Raw genomic sequence first — 17,138 nt, forward strand, 5'->3', positions numbered from 1 at the left:
ACCGGCGGCCGCCGAGTGGTGACGTCGCGGTGATCACGGGTGCGCGGGTGATGCTGATGTCGGACCTCCAGGATGAGATGGTCGGGTCGCGCCATCGACGATCCGTCAGCTGACGGGGGCGCTGCCCGTAGGGATGTCGCGCAGGCCGCGGTCGAGAAAATTGACCATCCAGGTGAAGCTGTCATCGACAGGTGCGTCGATCTGGAACCCGCCGGCTGCTTCCAGGGTCGAGAACCCGTGCAGGACGCTGCGGAGCATCCGCAGGGCGTGAATCTCCTGGCTGGAGTCCAGGTGGTAGCCGCGCAGCATGGCCGCCCAGGAGGCGACTACCCGTTCGACGGCGGGGATGATCGGGTCGTCGGGCCCGGTGGGGCGGGAAGCAGCATCGGCGGCCGCGTACTGGCCGGGGTGTTCCCGCACGTAGGTCCGCATCGCCTGCGCGCCGGCGGCGAGGGCATCGCTGCCGGCCCGACCCTGAATGGCGTCGCGAATGGCGTCAGCGAACTCGGCCATGGCCCGGACAGCGATGCGGTGGGCCAGATCGGCCTGGCTGGTGACGTGTTTGTAGAGCGCGGGGGTCTTGACGCCGAGCCGTTCGGCGAGGAGGCCCATGCTGAGGTTCGCGAAGCCGATCTCGTCGATCAGGGCGGCGCCTGCTTCGGTGACCGACAGCGGGGTGAGCCGGGCCCTAGGCATTCGCCAGCGTCTTGTCGAGGAAAGGCCGGGCCAGCGCGAGGACCTGATCTGGTGTCTGGGCGTGCGGGTAGTGCCCGGCACCCTCGATGATGGCGAGTTCGCCGACGCCCCTGCGCAGATCGGCGATGATCTTCTCGCCCTCGGCGCGGGGGTCGGCCCAGTCGGGGTCGAGGCTGCCCTCGATGACCAGGACCGGGCAGGTGACGTTGGCCAGCTGCGCGCCGGCGTCGGTCGGGCTGGTCTTACACATGGCCTGCAGGACCTTTATCCGGCCGGGCTCGTTCAGCTTCGCCTCGATACGCGCCAGTTCGGTGTCCCAGTCGGCGGGCTTGACCGGGTACGCCACGTCGAGGTACTTCTTCCAGCTCGCCAGACGCCCCAGAACCATCACCTGCGCCATCTGGCTGTAGCCGCTCCGGAAGCGCTTCACCCGCATCAGCCCGCCGAGATCGAGGGGTTGTACGCGGGTGAACGGCGCCAGCTCGATGACGCCGTTGATCAGATCGGGCGCGATGGCCGCCGCGATGGTCGCCGCACCTCCGCTGATCGACTGACCGATGATCACGGCGGGCCCGCCCAGGTGGCGCACCACGGCGACGAGGTCGCCCGCGATGTCGGTGCGGCTGTAGCCGTCCCAGCCCAGGCTGGAGTCGCCGCAGCCGCGGATGTCGACGTTGGCGACCCGGTACCCCGCGCCGGCCAGGGCCGGAGCGAGGAAACGGTAGGAGTGCCGGCTGTCGCCGATCCCGTGCGCCAGGACCACGAGAGGACCCTGCCCGGACACCTCATAGGCGAGGTTGTTGCCGGCGATGCTCAAGTACTCGGTCACTGACGACCTCCACAGGTTTGGTTAACGGCGCTTCCTGTAAGTTAATGGCGTTAACCAGCTGTGTCAAGTGATCTTCCTCGACGGCTCGATCCTTGAAGACAACGGCAGTGAAACCAACACCAAGCGCCTGCTCAGCCCGCTGGTGACGGCAGTTGATCTCAGCCGTATCGGTGGGCCGCGCATCGCTGATCCTCACCGGGCGCCAACTTCGGTGCGGAAAGGGCCACGCCCGGTCGCCGGCCACTCGGAGCAGGTTCTTTCCCGGGTGCGGCCCGGCACGCCTTCGCGGTGGGCGGTCGCGATCTCGGCACGGCGGCCCTGTGGTCGCCCCGAGTGTTTCGCGCCTCACCCCACAGATGCCTACCGAGCTTGAGCAGCACCTCCCGTAGGCCGAGGGCCGGTTCGCCGATTGATTCGGCTTCGCCTTCGCGGTCCTTTGCGGCACCGCCGTGGCTCATACCACTCTCCCCACCTACAGTTATCGATCACCCACAGGAGGCCGGCATGCCGTCTCGGTATGCAACCGCAAGAGCAGGGCGTCGAGCGCCGGATCGTCTCCTGTACTGCCCGCGCCCTCGTTGATCTCGGCCAGCCGGACGTCCGCCACCGCCCGCCGCGTGTTCGGCAACCGCCGCGGCTTCGCCACCTTCAACACAGGATTGTCCGACGCCGCGACAAAGCCGCGCCGTCACGCACCAACGCGGCGTCAATGCTGATCTCGCTCATGTCGTTGACGATCACCGCCAGGTGGGTTCCTCGTCATCGGCGCGATGGCCGCGGCCACCATCAACGTCGTCGTCCCCGAGCAGTGGCTGCAGACCCTCGCCGACCAGCCGGCGCTGTCCGTGCTTGCCCTGGCCGGGCTCGCGGTCCTCCTGTTGATCTGCTCCGAGGCGGACGCGATCGTCGCCGCTTCCCTGTCGCAGTTCTCCCTCACGGCCAGGTTGGCCTTCCTGGGGGTCGGCCCGATGGTCGATCTGAGACTCATCTCCATGCAGGCCGGCATCTTCGGCCGGCGCTTCGCCGCGCGATTCGCGCCGGCCACCTTCACGGTGGCCGGCGCTGTCGCCGTCATCACCGGGAAGGTGCTGCTGTGAACCGGATGGCCCAGGCCTGCGTCATGATCTTCTTTGGGGCCGCAGTCCTGCGTGCCAGCGTCTGAGCAGAACGCGAGCGGGTCAACGGCGGGAGATCTCCGCGACGAACACACCCACCACGAACCACGAGTCGCCTGGCTGCTCATCCTTCCCGCTATTGGGCTGCTGCTCCTGTCCCCACCCGCCCTCGGCTCGTACGCCGCCAGCCAGGCGGGCACCGCCCTCACCACTGACCAGGACTACGACTACCCTCCCCTGCCTGCCGGTGATCCGGCGACGACCACCGTGTTCGACTACGCCTCCCGCGCCCTGTTCGACAAGGGCGAGTCGATCGGCAACCGCCGGGTCCAGCTCACCGGCTTCATCACCCCGGGACCCGACGGACAGCCGATCCTCGCCCGCATGATCCTGTCCTGCTGCGCCGCCGACGGCCGACCGGTCACACTCGGCATGGCTGGCAGCGCGCCCACCGGTCTGGCAACGACACCTGGATCATCCAGGTCACCGGCCGCATCACCCACGACCCCATCAACGACGAGGAGATCCCCTACATCGACGTCGAATCCTGGCGACAGGTGACCGTCCCCAAGGACCCGTACGAGTAGTCGTTCGCGCCCCCGGACGACTGGGGCTGCCGGAGCACCACGAAGGCTGCGGCTCCGACGAGGAAAGCAGACCGGTTGTCTCGCCTCCTACCGGCGATCGGTCATCCGCCAGAGCCTTCGGTCGCGCCGTCTGGGGCAAGAGCGCCGCCGCCGGGGCCAGCGTCCAGGTAGACGTGCTGATGGCCTTGGCCGGCATCGATGTTGACCTGATCGAGCTGGGTGGCCGCGACGGACCAAGCGGCTGCCGCTTGGACTGCCTGTCGTTTCGCCAGCTCCGTCAGGGCGGCCCGCTGGGTGGGCGGGCCCGTAACCGCGAGGAAGTACGACTCGACAGCCAGGGACGCCTGCTCCACCGCGCTGCGCAGCCCTCCGCGCGCCACATTGGTGGCGGTAGTGCCCGACGGAGGATTGGCGAACGGCTCCGCCGCCCGCAGCATGGTCTGTCGCCACTGGCGGGCCTGCTCGGGGCCCGGTTGCCCACTGATGGGAGCATCCGCCCCCAGGGCGCTGAGAACGGGGGAAATCTCCTCACGAAGGCGCCGGGCCGTCGCCGTCAGCTCGACTATCTGCTGACTGTCACGCTGCGCCTCGGCCTTGCGTATGTCGGCGATAGCCGCATCGACACCGTCCGGCTGACCAGCCGTGTAACCGGCGACGCCTCCCACGAGAACACCCACGAGCCCAATCACCGCGACGACCACGGCGACACGCACCAGACGACCACGGCGGGTGTCAGGCACGGACAACTGGTAGGAGGGCTTACCGGTACGGCGCGACACGACATCTCCTTGCGTCGATGAATGCCTGCTCGCAGCTTAGCCCTGCCCTCCGACACCAGTCGACACCCAGCATGCGCCCGAGGGCTTCATCCCGGCGTCGGAGACGGCGTTGCGGGCGTAGCGCGCGCGTTTCATCTGGAGCCGTTTTTCAACTGTGAGCGCCGAGAGCAACGTGAGAAGCCCTGTGGCCGAGGACGCGGGTGTGTGGACGGGGCAGCAGGCGTGGCGGGCCCGCCGCGCGTCAGCCGCAGCGGTTCGTCGCGGTGCCCCAGCGGTTCGCCGAGCAGGCCCTCACCGTCGATGGGCGGCAGGTCGAGGCGACACTGCTGGTGGCGGCGACGCTGCGCCGGGTCGCCGAGCAGGCTGGGCAGGTGGCCGGCGGGCCGGCGGGCCGGCGGAGAATGTGCGGCGGGTGGTGCCGGCCGGGTAATGCCCGCGACACAATCCGACCTCGCCACACTTCCGGTGCCGCACGCTGCCCGAATTTCGCACATTCACGCTAGCTGAGTTCCACCGCAAATTGATGACTCCGCCTTCACCCCTGATGGCAACGAATCCGATTGTATTGCGCGACCCACCAACAACCTCTCTGTTGCCTATCTTGCCCACCGCAATACCGATTCGAAGCTGAGTCATACCCAAACTCTTGACGAAACCCACAGGGACACCCCCCGGCGCCGTCCGACTGCTCACGATCAGCGGTCGCCACGCCGGAGGGCGCCCTGCGGCGGGTCACCGGCCTGAACGCCCTGGACGCGGAGCGCCCCCTCGCTCGGCCTGCCGGACGGGCGGACGGCGTCCGGCACGTCGACCTGGAGGCGGTCGAGGGCCGCCACCGCGTGACCGTATGACCCCAGCGGGGCGACCACTCCCGCTACGAGGTCGTCCGACTGACCCGGCTCGATCCGGCGGCCTGACCCCCTCCCCGGCAACCGCCGCCCCTGCCCAGAGCGTCTGATTGTCGACAGTGTCGAATCGCGAACTTCGCACACTTCGATCTCAGGGCCATGCCACTCTTGCGCGCGTCACCTCGGTTCAGGAGTCCTCATGGTGTGGAGTCGGAAGTCGCTTCGGGCGTCACGGAGTGTGGCCGCCGCAGCCTTGCTCATCGCGGTCAGCGGTTGTTCCCCTTCGGACGGCACCCCCGCTCGTCCGGCCCCGGAACCCGCCGGCGTCTCCGCGCAGGCCGCCTATCCCGGCGACAAGCAGGGCGCCCGAGCCTTGATGGCGGAGCTCGCCGCGCACGGCGACCTCGCGCTGGTCGCCTCCCTGCGCCCGACGACCGCGGACTATCAGGCGCTGTTCGAACCGGCCTTCGCCGAGCGCGCGCAGCGCTTCTACGAAAAAAGCCTCTGGGCCTCGATGCCGCCCACGGCAGAGCCGTTCGCCAAGCCGGACCAGACGGAGGTACGGGTCTGGGGCGCGACCACCGAGGAACTGCGGGCCTGGGGGAAGAACACCCAGGCCAACTTCCCGGGCGGGTACGAGAAGATCAAGGACCAGTTGCGGCCTGGACTGACGATCTACTCCATCGACATGGTGGTTCCCGGCGAGGAGCACGGGATGGCGTACAACGGTCTGACGTACGTCAACGGTCATTGGGCTTTCTTCCCCAAGCCCTGGCGTGCGCTCGAGTCCGAACAGTGAAGGAATGTCGATGACTGAGCTTGCTCGGATACCGCTCGCCGGAGGCGGCGTCGTCCTGGTCGAGTCGGCCGAGGTGGACGCCGCCGGTGGTCCGGTGAAGGCCGGTCGCGTCGGCGACCGGGTGCACGAGATGTCCGCGACCCTGCAGGACCTGTTGGACCCGGTGGTCGATGCCGCCCAGGTCCTGCTCGACCACCTCAGCCGGGCCAAGCCGGCCGAACTCGAGGTCGAGTTCGGACTCGCCCTGTCCGCCCAGGCCGGTGCGGTGATCACCAAGACGGCGATGAGCGGCAACCTCAAGGTCAAGATGAAGTGGCGGCGGGACGGGCCGGAGGTGCTGGTGCAGGAGGAATCGGGCAGCGTGGACATCGCGTGACCGATGCCGTCGACCTGCGGTGGGCGCGCGGCGTGGCCCAGATCCTCGACGCGCGGGACACCGCGGCCGGGGCGGGCTTCCTGATCGCCGAGGACGTCCTGGTCAGCTGCGCGCACGTGGTGCTGGCGGCCGGGGCCCGGATCGGCGACCCGGTGCGGCTCCGGTTCCCGCAGGCGGCAGGCACCCCGATGGTCAGCGGCCGGGTGCTGGCCGACGGCTGGCAGCCGCCGGACGGCGACGACATCGCCCTCGTACGGCTGGAGTCGGTCCCCGGGGGTCTGCGACCGCTGCCCCTGGCCGAGTCCGGCGGCCGGCGGGGGAACCGGGTGCGGTCCTTCGGTTTCCCCGCCCAGGCCGGTCCCGGCGGCCACTTCGGGTACGGGCGGGCCGGTGACCTGCTGCAACCGGCGCTGCTACAACTCACCGCAGCCAACGACCTGACCCAGGGGTTCAGCGGCGGCCCGGTCTGGGACGACAGCGCCGACGCGGTGATCGGCATGGTCTCTGCGGTGACCCGCCCGGACGCGCTCAACCGGGGCACCGGCATCGGGTATGCGACGTCCGTCGCGGCCCTGCGGTCGGCCTGGCCCGCGCTGGCGGTGTCCGGTTCCTGCCCGTACCGGGGACTGGACCCGTTCGGGCCGGAACACGCCGGGGTCTTCCACGGCCGGGCCGGCGCCGTCGACCGGGTCATGGCCGCGCTGGCCGACCGGCCACCGCTCCTGCTGCTGCTCGGCCCGTCCGGCGCCGGGAAGTCGTCGCTCGTCCAGGCGGGTGTCCTCCCGGCACTCGTTGCAGGACGGCTGCCGGGCAGCGCAACGTGGTCGACGCTCGTGGTCAGGCCGGACGGCGCGGGCCTCCCGCTCGGGGAACACGAGTTGCTGGTGATCGACCAGTTCGAGGACCTGCTCATCACGCGCGAGGCGGAGCCGGTCCTCGACGGTCTGGTCGCCGCCGGGCGGCCGGGACGCACCGTGCTGCTGGTCATGCGGGACGACTTCTACCCCCGGCTGGCCGCCGAAGCGCCCGCCCTGCTCGACCTCGTCGGCCCGGGAATCATCAACATCCCGACCACGCTCACCCGCGCCGAACTGCACGCCATCATCGCGGCACCGGCCGCCGCAGGCGGCGCGCGGCTGCAGGACGGCCTGCCGGAACGGATCATCGACGACGTCCTCGCCGCCGATCCCCGGGCGGCCACGGCGGTCCTGCCGCTGCTGGAGGTGGCGCTGAAGCAGCTGTGGGAGAGCCAGGCGGACGGGGTTCTGACGCACCACGCGTACGAGAGGTTCGGGGGTCTGCGCGGCAGCATCACGACCTGGTGCGACCAGACCGTCACCGGTCTCCCGCAGGCCGCCACCCGGGACGTTCTGACGGTGCTCGTGCGCCCGGCCGACGCTGCACACCACATCCCCGCCGTACGCCGCCGGCGCCGGTTGTCCGAGCTGCGGGAGCTGGCCGGCGAGGCCGACGACGTGCTGGCGGTCCTCACCGCCCAGCGGCTGGTGGTGACCAGTGCCCCGGCACCCGGCACCGAACCGGTCGCCGAGCTGGCCCACGACGCGCTGATCCGTGACTGGGCCACGTTGCGCGGCTGGGTGCGCAACGACGAGCGGTTCCAGCAGTGGCTGCAGCGCGCCGAGGAGAAGCAGCACCGCTGGTCCGACCGGCGCGAGCCCGCCGAGCTGCTCCGCGGTCGGGACCTCAGCGAAGGACGGGACTGGTCAGCCAACCGGCGGCTGCCCCAGGACCTGACCGACTTCCTCGCCGCCAGCGAGCGGGCCACCAGGCGGGCGACCCGGGTACGCCGGTCCCTGCTGGCCGGCCTGTGCGTGCTGACCCTCGTCGCCACGGTCGCCGCAGTCGCCGCGCTCCGCTACGCCAGGAAGGCGAACGAGCAGCACGTCATCGCCCTGTCCCGGCAGCTCGCGGCGCAGAGTGGCAGCATCGACGGCACGCAGCCGGTGACCGCCCGCCGGCTCGCGGTCGCCGCCTGGAAGCGGGCACACACCGCCGAGGCCGGGGACGCCCTGGCCACGCGCCTCACCGAGGGGCAGTCCGGCTTCGTCGGTCACTCCGGCGCGGTCCACGCCGTGTCGTTCTCGCCGGACGGCCGGCAACTGGCGTCCGGCGGCGAGGACGGCACCGTTCGGTTCTGGCAGGCGGCCACCGGGAGGGTCTGGCAGACGGCCACCGGGAGGCCCGCTGCCGCGCCATCGGCCGGGCACACCGGGGCGGTCACCGCCGTGGCGTACGACCCGGCCGGGACGGTGCTGGCTTCGGCCGCGGCGGACAACACCGTCCGGCTGTGGGACACGACGACGGCGCAGCCCACCGGCAGACCGCTCACCGGCCACACCGACCAGGTCAGCTCGGTGGCGTTCGCCCCCGACGGCACCCGTCTGGCGTCGGCCGGGTGGGACGGAACCGTCCGTCTCTGGAACCGCGGCACCGGCCAGCAGATCGCCTCGATCGCGCATTCCACCCGGGTCCAGGCGGTGGCGTTCAGCCCGGACGGCAGATGGCTCGCGTCCGCCGCCGACGACGGGACGGTGGTTCTCCGCGACCCGCGTACCGGCCGGGCCGCCGGCTCCCCGATCAAGACCCGGAGTTCGATCCGTGCCCTGGCCTTCGACCCCACCGGGACGAAACTCGTGACGGGCGGTCAACGAGGCGACGTCACCCTGTGGGACGTCGGCAGACGCCGGCCCACCGGACTGCCCGCCGGCTCCGACCCGGTGCTCACCGTGGCAATCAGCCCCGGCGGCACCCGGGTGGCGGCCGCCGGCATCGACCGGACGGCCCGTCTCTGGGACCCGGCCGCACTGGTCCCGGTGGGTCCGCCGATCACCGGCCACAGCGGAACGGTGTGGTCGGCGTCGTTCAACGCCGACGGCCGCGTCCTCGCCACCGGCGGCGCCGACGGCCGGATCCGGCTGTGGGACTCGACCACCGGCGCGCCGACCACCGCGCCACGGCCTCTCGACGGCGGGCAATCGCTGCCCGTCACCACGGCTGGGACGTCGACCCTGACGGCCACCGTCGACGGCGCCGGCACCGTCCGCCTCTGGGAGGCGACGACCGATCAGCCGTACGGGGTACCGCTGCCAGGTTCCGCCGGCGCGGTGTCACATGTCGCCGCCGACCCGGGCCGGCGCGTCGTCGCGGCCGGGGCCGGCTATCGCATACGGGTGTGGGATCCGCGCTCGGGTGAGCAGATCGCCGGGCCGGTGAGCACCGACGGCGACTACATCGCAAGTCTGACGATCAGCCCCGACGGCACCCGCCTGGCCGCCTCCGGCAACGACGACCGGGTCCGGATCTGGGACATCGCCACCGGACGGCTGATCCAGCTCATCCGTACCGGCGGCGACTTCTTCGTCCAAGAGGCGATCTTCGCCCCCGACGGCTCCCTGGTCACCGCGGGCAGCGGAACCGGTGTCCGGTTCTACGACCCGGACACCGGAACACTGATCCACGACCACCGCACCACCTACCGGTACCCGATCAGCGCGCTGGCACTGGATACCGCAGGCACCCGGTTCGCGACGGGCAGCCGCGACGGACCGGTCGAGATCCGGGACACCGGTACCGGTGCCCTGCTCACCCGGTTGCAAACCGACGACGCGAAGGAGGCGACGGCCCTGGCGTTCACCGCCGACGGGTCGGTCCTCGCCGTGAGCGACGGGGCGTTCCGCGAACCCGGCACGATCCGCTTCTGGGAGATCGCCACCGCACGCCTGCTCGCCACCCGCACCGGCCACCCGTCCCGGATCGCGGGCCTGGCCATGAGCACCGACGGTGCCCTGGTCGAGTCGGTGGACGAGATCTCCCAGACCCGGGCCTGGTACGTGCCGGCGCCCCGGGTCGCGTACGCGGAGTTGTGCGCCCGTTACGGCCCACCCACCGAGGCGGAGTGGAAGCGGTACGCCCCCGACGAACCCGGTCCCCCGCCCTGCGAGCCATGAGCCCTCCGAACCACACCCCCGAGATCCGCCGGTCTTGCACGAGACCTGGCTCGGTCCAGAGGTGTAGGCGTGTACTCGGCGAGCCGGACCACGAACGGCTCGCCGAGCCCACACTGCCGGTCTTCTTGGAGACCTTCGAAGGTCGGTCTTTTGGGAGACCTTCGAAGGTCAGGTAACGGGCAGGCATCCCGCGAGCCGCGACGGGCCGTTCGGGATTCACCCGGCCCCCGCCGGGCTGTGGTGCATCGGGGCGGGGACCTGCACGTCACGTCGCGGGTCCAAGCCGAACCGTCTTACGGACCCGGGTGCACGCCACGTCGACGGTGAGAGCGGCGGGTCTGCTGCACCGATAGGTGACAGCTGAAGCAGACGGTGACACCGGTCCCGTCCGGCCCCGCCCACGGGCCATCCGGTCGGCGGTGCTCCCCCGGCGCCGGGCAGCCGGCCGGCGCGTCATCGCACCGGCCGGGCTTCGGTCCAGGGGTACGCCTCGGCGCGGTACCGGAGGTACGTCTCCCGCAGGCCGACCGGCTCGTCGTCCAGTCGGTGAGGGAAGAGGACGTGCGGGCCGACGAGATCCCGGTCTCTGCCGGGCCGGGCGACGGAGGGCGCCAGCCGGGTCGACGCCGGCAGCACCGGTCGGACCGGCTGGGTGTGGTCCGGCTGCCCCGCCGTCAACGACTCCACGGTCCACCAGGATTCCCGGGCGTCCACCTCGGCCAGCAGGTCCGCCAGGGAGGTGCCCGGAGCGCGGGCCAGCACCTCGGCCACCGCGGCCGCACGGGTGGACACGTCCGTCGGCAGGTCCCCACGGTCGTCCTGGACAGCCCGCACCAGCGGCAGCACCGACCTGGCGGTCAGCCATTCGCAGGACAGCGCGTGCAGAGTCACCGCCGCGCTTTCACCCGACTCGTCCGGCCGCCACATCCGTACCTCGTCCATCGGTTCAAGTGCCGTCGGGTCCGCCGCTCCGGCATCCGTCCCGCACCACGGGCAGGGCCACGCCCGCACCAGGACCCGGGTGGTCGGCGAGACCACCCAGGCGGTGAGGTTCGGCCGCAGCAGCAGTGCGGACGCCTCCCGGTGGGCCATCCGGCGCAGCACGCCGGTCAGCTCGGCCGGGTCGTGATCGTCGGGCCTGGACCGGGGCAGCGGTTCCTGCGTCGCGAACCGCCCTCCCGCCGTGACCGCCAGCAGCCCGAGGTCGACCAGCGCCGCCCAACCGTCCGGCGTCAGTGTCCGCCGGTCCCGCGTGGTGAGGCCCATCTCGACCCAGGAGCGGATGGCACATCTGCGCAGAGGCGGCACCAGGTCGGTGAAGTCCCGGTCGGCCCCCGGGTCGGCCGCCGGCACGTGGCGCCGGAGGTCCGCACCGAGCAGGTACCCCGCCGCCCAGATCTCCAGGGACAGCGCCGGGCGGACCCCGCCCGGCGTGGCCGGCGAGCCGGATCCCGCCCCCGTCACGGCGGTCCGCCAGTCGGCGATCATCCGCTCGGCCGGCACCCCCACCAGTTGCGCCTGGTCCCGCCAGTCCCAGGTGAACGGATGCTGCAGGGGCTCGTCCGCGGACAGGGACACCAGCCGCAGCCCGCAGCGCGACTCCCGTAGTTCGACGGCCACCCCGCCACCGCCGGGCCGCTCGGGGGCAGGCACCGGGGCGGCGGGGTCCGACTCCCACCAGGCTGACGGGATCTTGAGATCCTCGGCGTAGACGATGGCCGGTCGGCGTCCCTGGTCACCGTAGATGCACAGGCTCACCAGATCGGCGTGCTCCACGAGGTTGGGTACGGTGGCGACCACCTGGATCGCCCGCTCGGCACAGAACCTGGTCACGGGCCCATCGTCGTCGACCTCCTCGTCGGGTATCCCCGCCAGGAACCGCGCCAGTTCCTCGGCGTACGCGACCGGCAGGGCGAGAGCGAGGGTGGGGGTCCACTCCGCGGCGGACATCTGGGCGAACGGCCGACCGGCGAGGGCGGTGCGACGCACCGCGTACGAGTTGCGCGGGCTGGTCTGCTGCACCGACAGCGTCACGCCGTCGGTCGGCCGGGCAGCCAGTGCCCGGTGCAGGTGCTCGGCGAACCCCGCCGTCGGGAGGATGTCGTCCTGGAGGACGACGTGATGGGTGGCACCCGGTGCGATCGCCGCCCAAGCCCGCTTGGCGGTACGCAGCGGACTCGGCGGCCCGTCGGGGTCGGGGTCCACCACCACCTGCACGGGCAGCGGCCGGCACGCGGCGAGCAACGCCGGGATACGGTCGCTTCGGCGGGGGTGATGCATCACCACGACGCTGATCTCGATCGGGTTGATCGTGGCCACTGTAGAGCACCTCCGGTACGGATGCCGGCCGTCACGGCCGGTCGAGTCGCGGGTCTTCCCACAGCCGCAGCGCAGGCGCGGCAGGTGACCGGTGCCGCAGGGTGGGGCGGTGGGCAGAACCGACCGCCCCACCCTGCTCGTCCGCCCGTCAGTCCCGATCGACGCCCATGTGGTGCAGGACGTTACGGGTCAGTGCCTGCAGGCCCGGGTCGACCGCGAGCGCGCCGGGATAGTTCGTCGATCCGGCGTCCAGCACCCGGCCACCCGCCGGGCGTTCCTCGTAGATGAGGTCGGCGCCGTGCCCCGAGTCCGCCCCCCAGTGCGCGACGAACCGCAGGCCGTGGTCGGCGTGGGCGAGGACGGTGAATCCCTTGGGTTCGACCGCCGGCATCCCCTGCACCTCCGGCAGGCCGCCGGCGACGGCCTGCCGGGCCGACGAACGTGCGGCACGAGGCAGGGTGGACATGGCCCTCCATCCTTCGGGTTCACGGCTGGTTCGGTGCCGCCGGACGCCGTGGCTCAGCTGGTCAGCGCGCCGTCGCGCGAGGGAGTCACCGGCGTCCTGACGCCGGCGCGGGTCGCCGCCGTGGCGGTGGCGGCGATCTCCTGGGCGCGGACCGCATCGTCAGGGCTGCACGGGCTCGGACCGCCATCGGTGGCCATGTCCAGGAAGGCGCGCATCTCGGCCCGGTAGGCCGCGGCGAACCGCTCGGTGAACCCCGCGTACGTCAGCGCCTCGGAGGACCGGTCGGTCGTGTTGAGCCGCGTGCCGGGCAGTCGGGTTGCCTGTAGTGCCCGCAGCGGAGTCATGGCGTTCAGGCCGGCCGCCACCGACAGCCGGGTGCCGAGCACCTCCATACGGTGGTCGTACCCGAGGGGGTTCAGGCGCGAGGCGGTGAGCACGGCGATCGCGCCACCGGAGAAGGTGAGCACCGCCGCGCCCACGCCGATCTCGCGCCCACCGGTGGGTCCGCCGGGCAACTCGTGAGCCTCCGCCTGCACCGCCACGACCTCGTCGTGCGCGATCCACCGCGCGGCGTCGATATCGTGGATCAGGCAGTCGGTGAAGATGTCGCCCGACGTCCGCTGATAGCCCTCGTCCGGTGGCTGACGGTCGAACGCGGTGCCTCGGATCATGATCACCCGACCGGCCGCACCGGATCCCACCAGCTGGTGGAGCCTGCGATAGTCCGGGTCGAACCGGCGGTGGAAGCCCACCTGCACCCGGGCACCCGTCCGACGGGCGGCCTCCGCCAGCTCGCGTGCCTCGTCCAGACCGGCGGCGAGTGGTTTCTCGCAGAAGACCGGCAATCCCTCGGTCATCGCCGCGACCAGAAGACCGAACCGTTCCGTCGCCGGGGTAGCCACGACCACCGCGTCGGCGTCCTCGACGAGGGCCGCCACGGACGGGCGAACCGAGCCGTCGACATCGGCTGCCACCCGGTGAGCCACCACCGGGTCGGCGTCGTGAATGAGCAGGGAACGGGCGGGGAGCATCGTGGCGAGATTTCGTGCGTGTACGGAACCAATTCGGCCTACGCCGACGACTCCTATTTTCATCGAATCGCGACAAGCGCGGTGGCCAGCGATATCGATGGCGAAGGAAGACACAGGTGAAGCATGCCCACCGAACACTCCCGTCTATCATATGTTCGCATGTTTCAATGTGGCGGCGATGATGCTACCCGCCCAATCCGCGATCCGCTACCCCAGGGTCTTTGCGTAGTCGATTGAGGTGCACCTGACCTGACAGTAGTACTGTCGCGGCCTGCGTGGAGGGTGATGCGGAACGGGTGTGGCCCGTCGGTGATCATGGAATTGCCGAGAGGACGTCTGATCCTGATTCACGTTTGCCGATTTGAGGCCTTGGCCCCATATGGGCGGGCCAACCGGGCAATACATAAGGGCGCCGACCCCTGTAGTGTGCCGGCCGTTAGCGACTTGGGGACAAACTCCGGCCAGACACTCATGGCGTAGCAAAAGCGCTAAAGCTGAACGTTCGCGAATGCTGTCGATCAGGGTGAAGGTGCAATGAAATCGGCAGGCCGATCGATGATCTTCAGCTTTGTGGTCGGGCTAATCAGACGCAAGGCGAACAAGACGTCCAGTCAGAGGGGACGTTCACGTCCACCGACTGGATCTGGCCGGAATTCCTGGGTGGCTGATGCAGCGGATTTTAGGGCTTGGGTCAGTTCGCGTAACTGCGCTTCCAGGTCAGCAAATTGCCCCGGAGTTCCGGCTGCCGCCACTTCGCGACGCAGAGCGGCGAGGTATTACTGGTGGAGGAGGTGTACTCGGCCGCCGGAGAGTCCCCATGTCCGGGCCACTTCGACAAGGGCCGCCACCTCGGCGTGACTGAGGACATGGTCGGCAAGGGCACGGTCGGGTACGTCGAGGTATGCGTCGGCGCGGGAGTCGCCGGTGGTTGCGGTCTGTACGCGTGCGGCTACGCCGGCAAGACTGATGCGGGGGCCGGGCTTGCACGTACCGTGGCCGACGCCAGCCGACGGACGCGCCAGGGCACCGGTCAGATCGACGCGGGTGACGTCGTCGGTGATGAACTCGGCGCCGACGTTCTCGGCCTGCTTACGGATGGGGTCCATCTGCTCTGGGCCCCTGATGCCGCCCGGGTGGCCCGGGAAGTTCTCCACCTCAGTGGTGGTCATCAGCGCGCCACCGGACTGCACACCCTCGGTGACCAGCGGCCTGAGGTTGGCGCGGGCGGCGTACATGGGGGCGGTAGCCGGACGGACCCGAGCCGATAATGATCAGGTTCCGGATGTCGTTCATGGTCAGTCTGCTGGGATGAGGTCGGCGAGCAGCTTCTCGATGCGGCCCTTGATGTCGTCGCGGATCGGGCGCACGGACTCGACGCCCTTACCGGCGGGGTCTTCGAGCTTCCAGTCCTCGTAGCGCTTGCCGGGGAGGACGGGGCAGGCATCGCCGCAGCCCATGGTGATGATCGCGTCGGAGTCCTTGGCGGCGTCCCAGGTCAGCTTGGTCGGCCTTTGGCCGGTGATGTCGATACCGACCTCCTTCATGGCCTCCACCGCCGCGGGGCCTGCTGCACCGGTAGGTGACAGTTTCAGTCACGCGGCCTGGGAGTGTGGCGTCGGGCGGCTCGACCCAAACCGCTGCGTTACCTTGCTACACGTGTTCGTTCCAGATTCACTCGCCTCCACGTTCATCGCTGCGCCTGACCCAGCCTGGCAGCAGCAGGGAGCCGCGCTCATCCACGAGTTGCAGGCTGTTCTGGGTCCGGTGGCGCGGAGGGTGGATCACATCGGCAGCACCTCGATCCCCGGCATGGCAGCCAAGCCGGTGCTAGACCTGCAGGTCAGCGTCGCTGACCTCGACGCCGCCGCAGCCGTGTTCGATAAACCACTGGCCGCCCTCGGATTCTGCCGACGACCATACGAGCGAGACCATGTTCCGGCCGGTCGTGACGACCCGCCAGACAGGTGGGCCAAGCGATACTGGAACAAGCGAAGCGCCGGTGAGCGGCATGTCAACCTGCATTGTCGGCTCGCAGGCTCACCGAATGAGCGGCTCGCCCTGCTGTTCCGGGACTGGTTCAGGGCGCACCCGCCGGCAGTGCCGGCGTACGCACGGTTCAAGGGCACTCTGGCCGCCGCCGTCGGCGACCTGGACGTCTACACGGACGTCAAAGACCCGGTGGTCGACCTCGTCGTGACCATCGCGGAGGAATGGGCTGCCGCCACCGGCTGGTACCCGGACGGCGTCGACCGTTGAGGACTGGCTGCCCGTGAGCCGACTCGCACCGCATCCGCTTCTGCCGCGAGGTGCGGGGTGGGCCGCTCGCTGATGTCCGCTAATCCTCGAAGTCGAATGCGAAGGTGCCCGCTTCGAGGCGGTCGATGAGTTCGCCGACATCATCGGCTTGCCGGCTGGCGTTGTCCCACCCGCTGCTGGTGATGTCGACCAGCAGCACCGGTGCGGGATCGCTGCGCAGGTCGAGCACGAGTTGTTCGCGAGACCCGTCACCGCCGATGATCGCGATGCCGGGGTGCGCGTCGACGCTCTCGCCCCATGCGTCGTGCCACTCGAGCATCTCGCGTGGCGTGTTGAGCCGGACATAGGCCCCGCCTGTCATCCACCCTCGCCGGAACCATGACGAACCTTGCAGGTAGCCCCGCCACGCGGCCGGCAGCGCTCTGCCCAGCGCGTGATGGACGTCGGTGAACTCCTGGTCGCCCACGGGTCCGCGGTAGTCGGCTTCCTCGATGATCGCGCCGACGATGTGGGCGTTGAGGTCGGCAAGCTCCTCTGCGGGGATCCAGTACTCCAGCACCTCGCGGCCACCGACCTGATGAACCTCGTAACGGTCCAGATACGCACGTTGGACCTCGAACCGGGTCACGTACCCGACGCCACCGGCAGGAACATTCCACTCGCGGGCGATCTTTGTGGCGTACCAACGGTTGAGTACCGGGTAGAAGACCGGCTGGTCCGGAAGGCGTGGTGGCCAAGCCCGCCATCCGGACGCCGCGACAAGGTCAAGCTCAGCCTGTCCGGTGGGCCGCCACAAGGTGATCGTGTCGGAGACGTCGATGGGTCTGCTCCTTCTCCACCATGGCTATCGTGTGATCGTGGCGAGCCACGCCCGCAACGCTGCTGCTGCCGGCCCCGGACGCTACCGCAGCCAGCTTCGGCCAGATCGATGACACATGGAACCCGGACGCACGCTCATGCCGCGATCCGCATGCTTACCGGGATCATCGTGCGTCGAGCCTGCCCGGGCGTACGGAGCCGGACAGGAGGGACGAAGTTCAGCCGATGATGGCGGCGAGAGTGGGGTTCG

The 17,138-nt window shown here is 70.3% G+C and carries 13 protein-coding genes and 4 pseudogenes; 7 read left to right on the forward strand and 10 right to left on the reverse strand.

Going from position 1 to position 17,138, the window contains the following annotated elements:
• Positions 1 to 105: 105 nt before the first annotated feature.
• Both GA0070216_RS31970 and GA0070216_RS31975 read right to left on the reverse strand, forming a co-directional pair.
• Complete coding sequence (locus GA0070216_RS31970) at positions 106 to 696, reverse strand: TetR/AcrR family transcriptional regulator (RefSeq protein WP_091254112.1); 591 nt, start codon at positions 694 to 696, stop codon at positions 106 to 108.
• Positions 689 to 1,525 carry an alpha/beta fold hydrolase gene (locus tag GA0070216_RS31975; RefSeq protein ID WP_091254115.1) on the reverse strand — a complete coding sequence of 279 codons (837 nt, stop codon included), beginning with the start codon at positions 1,523 to 1,525 and terminating at the stop codon, positions 689 to 691. Before GA0070216_RS31975 ends, GA0070216_RS31970 begins: the two co-directional genes overlap by 8 nt.
• A 67-nt stretch (positions 1,526 to 1,592) precedes the next feature.
• Here GA0070216_RS31975 and GA0070216_RS34195 point away from each other — a divergent pair, with 67 nt between their 5' ends.
• The 3 genes and pseudogenes from GA0070216_RS34195 to GA0070216_RS31990 all read left to right on the forward strand — a co-directional run bounded on the left by GA0070216_RS34195 (position 1,593) and on the right by GA0070216_RS31990 (position 3,201).
• Positions 1,593 to 1,898: a hypothetical protein gene (locus tag GA0070216_RS34195; protein ID WP_141723271.1), complete on the forward strand. Its 306-nt coding sequence runs from the start codon at positions 1,593 to 1,595 to the stop codon at positions 1,896 to 1,898.
• Positions 1,899 to 2,271: 373 nt separating this feature from the next.
• Positions 2,272 to 2,622: pseudogene (locus GA0070216_RS31985) on the forward strand (permease); the annotation flags it as partial.
• A gap of 51 nt (positions 2,623 to 2,673) precedes the next feature.
• Complete coding sequence (locus GA0070216_RS31990; protein ID WP_245722876.1) at positions 2,674 to 3,201, forward strand: hypothetical protein; 528 nt, start codon at positions 2,674 to 2,676, stop codon at positions 3,199 to 3,201.
• Between the two features lie 127 nt (positions 3,202 to 3,328).
• Here the strand turns inward: GA0070216_RS31990 and GA0070216_RS31995 are convergent, their stop codons facing one another.
• Positions 3,329 to 4,006, reverse strand: a complete 678-nt coding sequence (locus GA0070216_RS31995; RefSeq protein WP_091254118.1) for a hypothetical protein — start codon at positions 4,004 to 4,006, stop codon at positions 3,329 to 3,331.
• A gap of 695 nt (positions 4,007 to 4,701) precedes the next feature.
• Complete coding sequence (locus tag GA0070216_RS34895) at positions 4,702 to 4,842, reverse strand: hypothetical protein (RefSeq protein ID WP_176739251.1); 141 nt, start codon at positions 4,840 to 4,842, stop codon at positions 4,702 to 4,704.
• A 250-nt stretch (positions 4,843 to 5,092) separates the two neighbouring features.
• On the opposite strand from GA0070216_RS34895, the gene GA0070216_RS32000 reads away from it, so the two are divergent.
• Genes GA0070216_RS32000 through GA0070216_RS32010 form a run of 3 tightly spaced genes read left to right on the forward strand, consistent with a single transcriptional unit; the run spans position 5,093 to position 9,997 of the window.
• Complete coding sequence (locus GA0070216_RS32000; RefSeq protein WP_091254121.1) at positions 5,093 to 5,653, forward strand: hypothetical protein; 561 nt, start codon at positions 5,093 to 5,095, stop codon at positions 5,651 to 5,653.
• A gap of 10 nt (positions 5,654 to 5,663) precedes the next feature.
• Entirely contained in the window at positions 5,664 to 6,029 is a 366-nt protein-coding gene (locus GA0070216_RS32005; RefSeq protein WP_091254123.1) for a CU044_2847 family protein, read from the forward strand.
• Positions 6,026 to 9,997, forward strand: a complete 3,972-nt coding sequence (locus GA0070216_RS32010) for an nSTAND1 domain-containing NTPase (protein WP_218108349.1) — start codon at positions 6,026 to 6,028, stop codon at positions 9,995 to 9,997. Before GA0070216_RS32005 ends, GA0070216_RS32010 begins: the two co-directional genes overlap by 4 nt.
• A gap of 453 nt (positions 9,998 to 10,450) precedes the next feature.
• On the opposite strand, the gene GA0070216_RS32015 is transcribed toward GA0070216_RS32010, so the two are convergent.
• From GA0070216_RS32015 to GA0070216_RS32035, 5 genes and pseudogenes are all read right to left on the reverse strand, one after another.
• Positions 10,451 to 12,316, reverse strand: a complete 1,866-nt coding sequence (locus GA0070216_RS32015; RefSeq protein ID WP_091254136.1) for a hypothetical protein — start codon at positions 12,314 to 12,316, stop codon at positions 10,451 to 10,453.
• Positions 12,317 to 12,464: 148 nt separating this feature from the next.
• Positions 12,465 to 12,782 carry a hypothetical protein gene (locus GA0070216_RS32020; protein WP_091254139.1) on the reverse strand — a complete coding sequence of 106 codons (318 nt, stop codon included), beginning with the start codon at positions 12,780 to 12,782 and terminating at the stop codon, positions 12,465 to 12,467.
• 53 nt (positions 12,783 to 12,835) lie between these two features.
• Positions 12,836 to 13,876 carry a Gfo/Idh/MocA family protein gene (locus tag GA0070216_RS32025; protein WP_091254142.1) on the reverse strand — a complete coding sequence of 347 codons (1,041 nt, stop codon included), beginning with the start codon at positions 13,874 to 13,876 and terminating at the stop codon, positions 12,836 to 12,838.
• 968 nt (positions 13,877 to 14,844) lie between these two features.
• Positions 14,845 to 15,106 (reverse strand): annotated as a pseudogene (locus GA0070216_RS32030) (thioredoxin-disulfide reductase); the annotation flags it as partial.
• Between the two features lie 2 nt (positions 15,107 to 15,108).
• Positions 15,109 to 15,387 (reverse strand): annotated as a pseudogene (locus GA0070216_RS32035) (arsenate reductase/protein-tyrosine-phosphatase family protein); the annotation flags it as partial.
• An 82-nt stretch (positions 15,388 to 15,469) separates the two neighbouring features.
• Between GA0070216_RS32035 and GA0070216_RS32040 the strand changes: the two are divergent.
• Positions 15,470 to 16,069 (forward strand): GrpB family protein, encoded by a 600-nt coding sequence (locus GA0070216_RS32040; RefSeq protein WP_218108350.1) that lies wholly within the window; start codon positions 15,470 to 15,472, stop codon positions 16,067 to 16,069.
• Between the two features lie 472 nt (positions 16,070 to 16,541).
• Here GA0070216_RS32040 and GA0070216_RS32045 read toward each other — a convergent pair.
• Positions 16,542 to 16,889, reverse strand: a pseudogene (locus GA0070216_RS32045) (ADP-ribosylation/crystallin J1); the annotation flags it as partial.
• Positions 16,890 to 17,138 lie beyond the last annotated feature (249 nt).

The organism is Micromonospora matsumotoense, from assembly GCF_900091525.1.
Lineage (GTDB): Bacteria > Actinomycetota > Actinomycetes > Mycobacteriales > Micromonosporaceae > Micromonospora > Micromonospora matsumotoensis.

What these genes read in the sequence shown, in the direction of transcription:
- GA0070216_RS31970 (WP_091254112.1), bottom strand. Translation starts at nt 696, where the DNA reads ATGCCTAGGGCCCGGCTCACCCCGCTGTCGGTCACCGAAGCAGGCGCC.
- GA0070216_RS32005 (WP_091254123.1), top strand. Translation starts at nt 5,664, where the DNA reads ATGACTGAGCTTGCTCGGATACCGCTCGCCGGAGGCGGCGTCGTCCTG.
- GA0070216_RS32020 (WP_091254139.1), bottom strand. Translation starts at nt 12,782, where the DNA reads ATGTCCACCCTGCCTCGTGCCGCACGTTCGTCGGCCCGGCAGGCCGTC.
- GA0070216_RS32025 (WP_091254142.1), bottom strand. Translation starts at nt 13,876, where the DNA reads ATGAAAATAGGAGTCGTCGGCGTAGGCCGAATTGGTTCCGTACACGCA.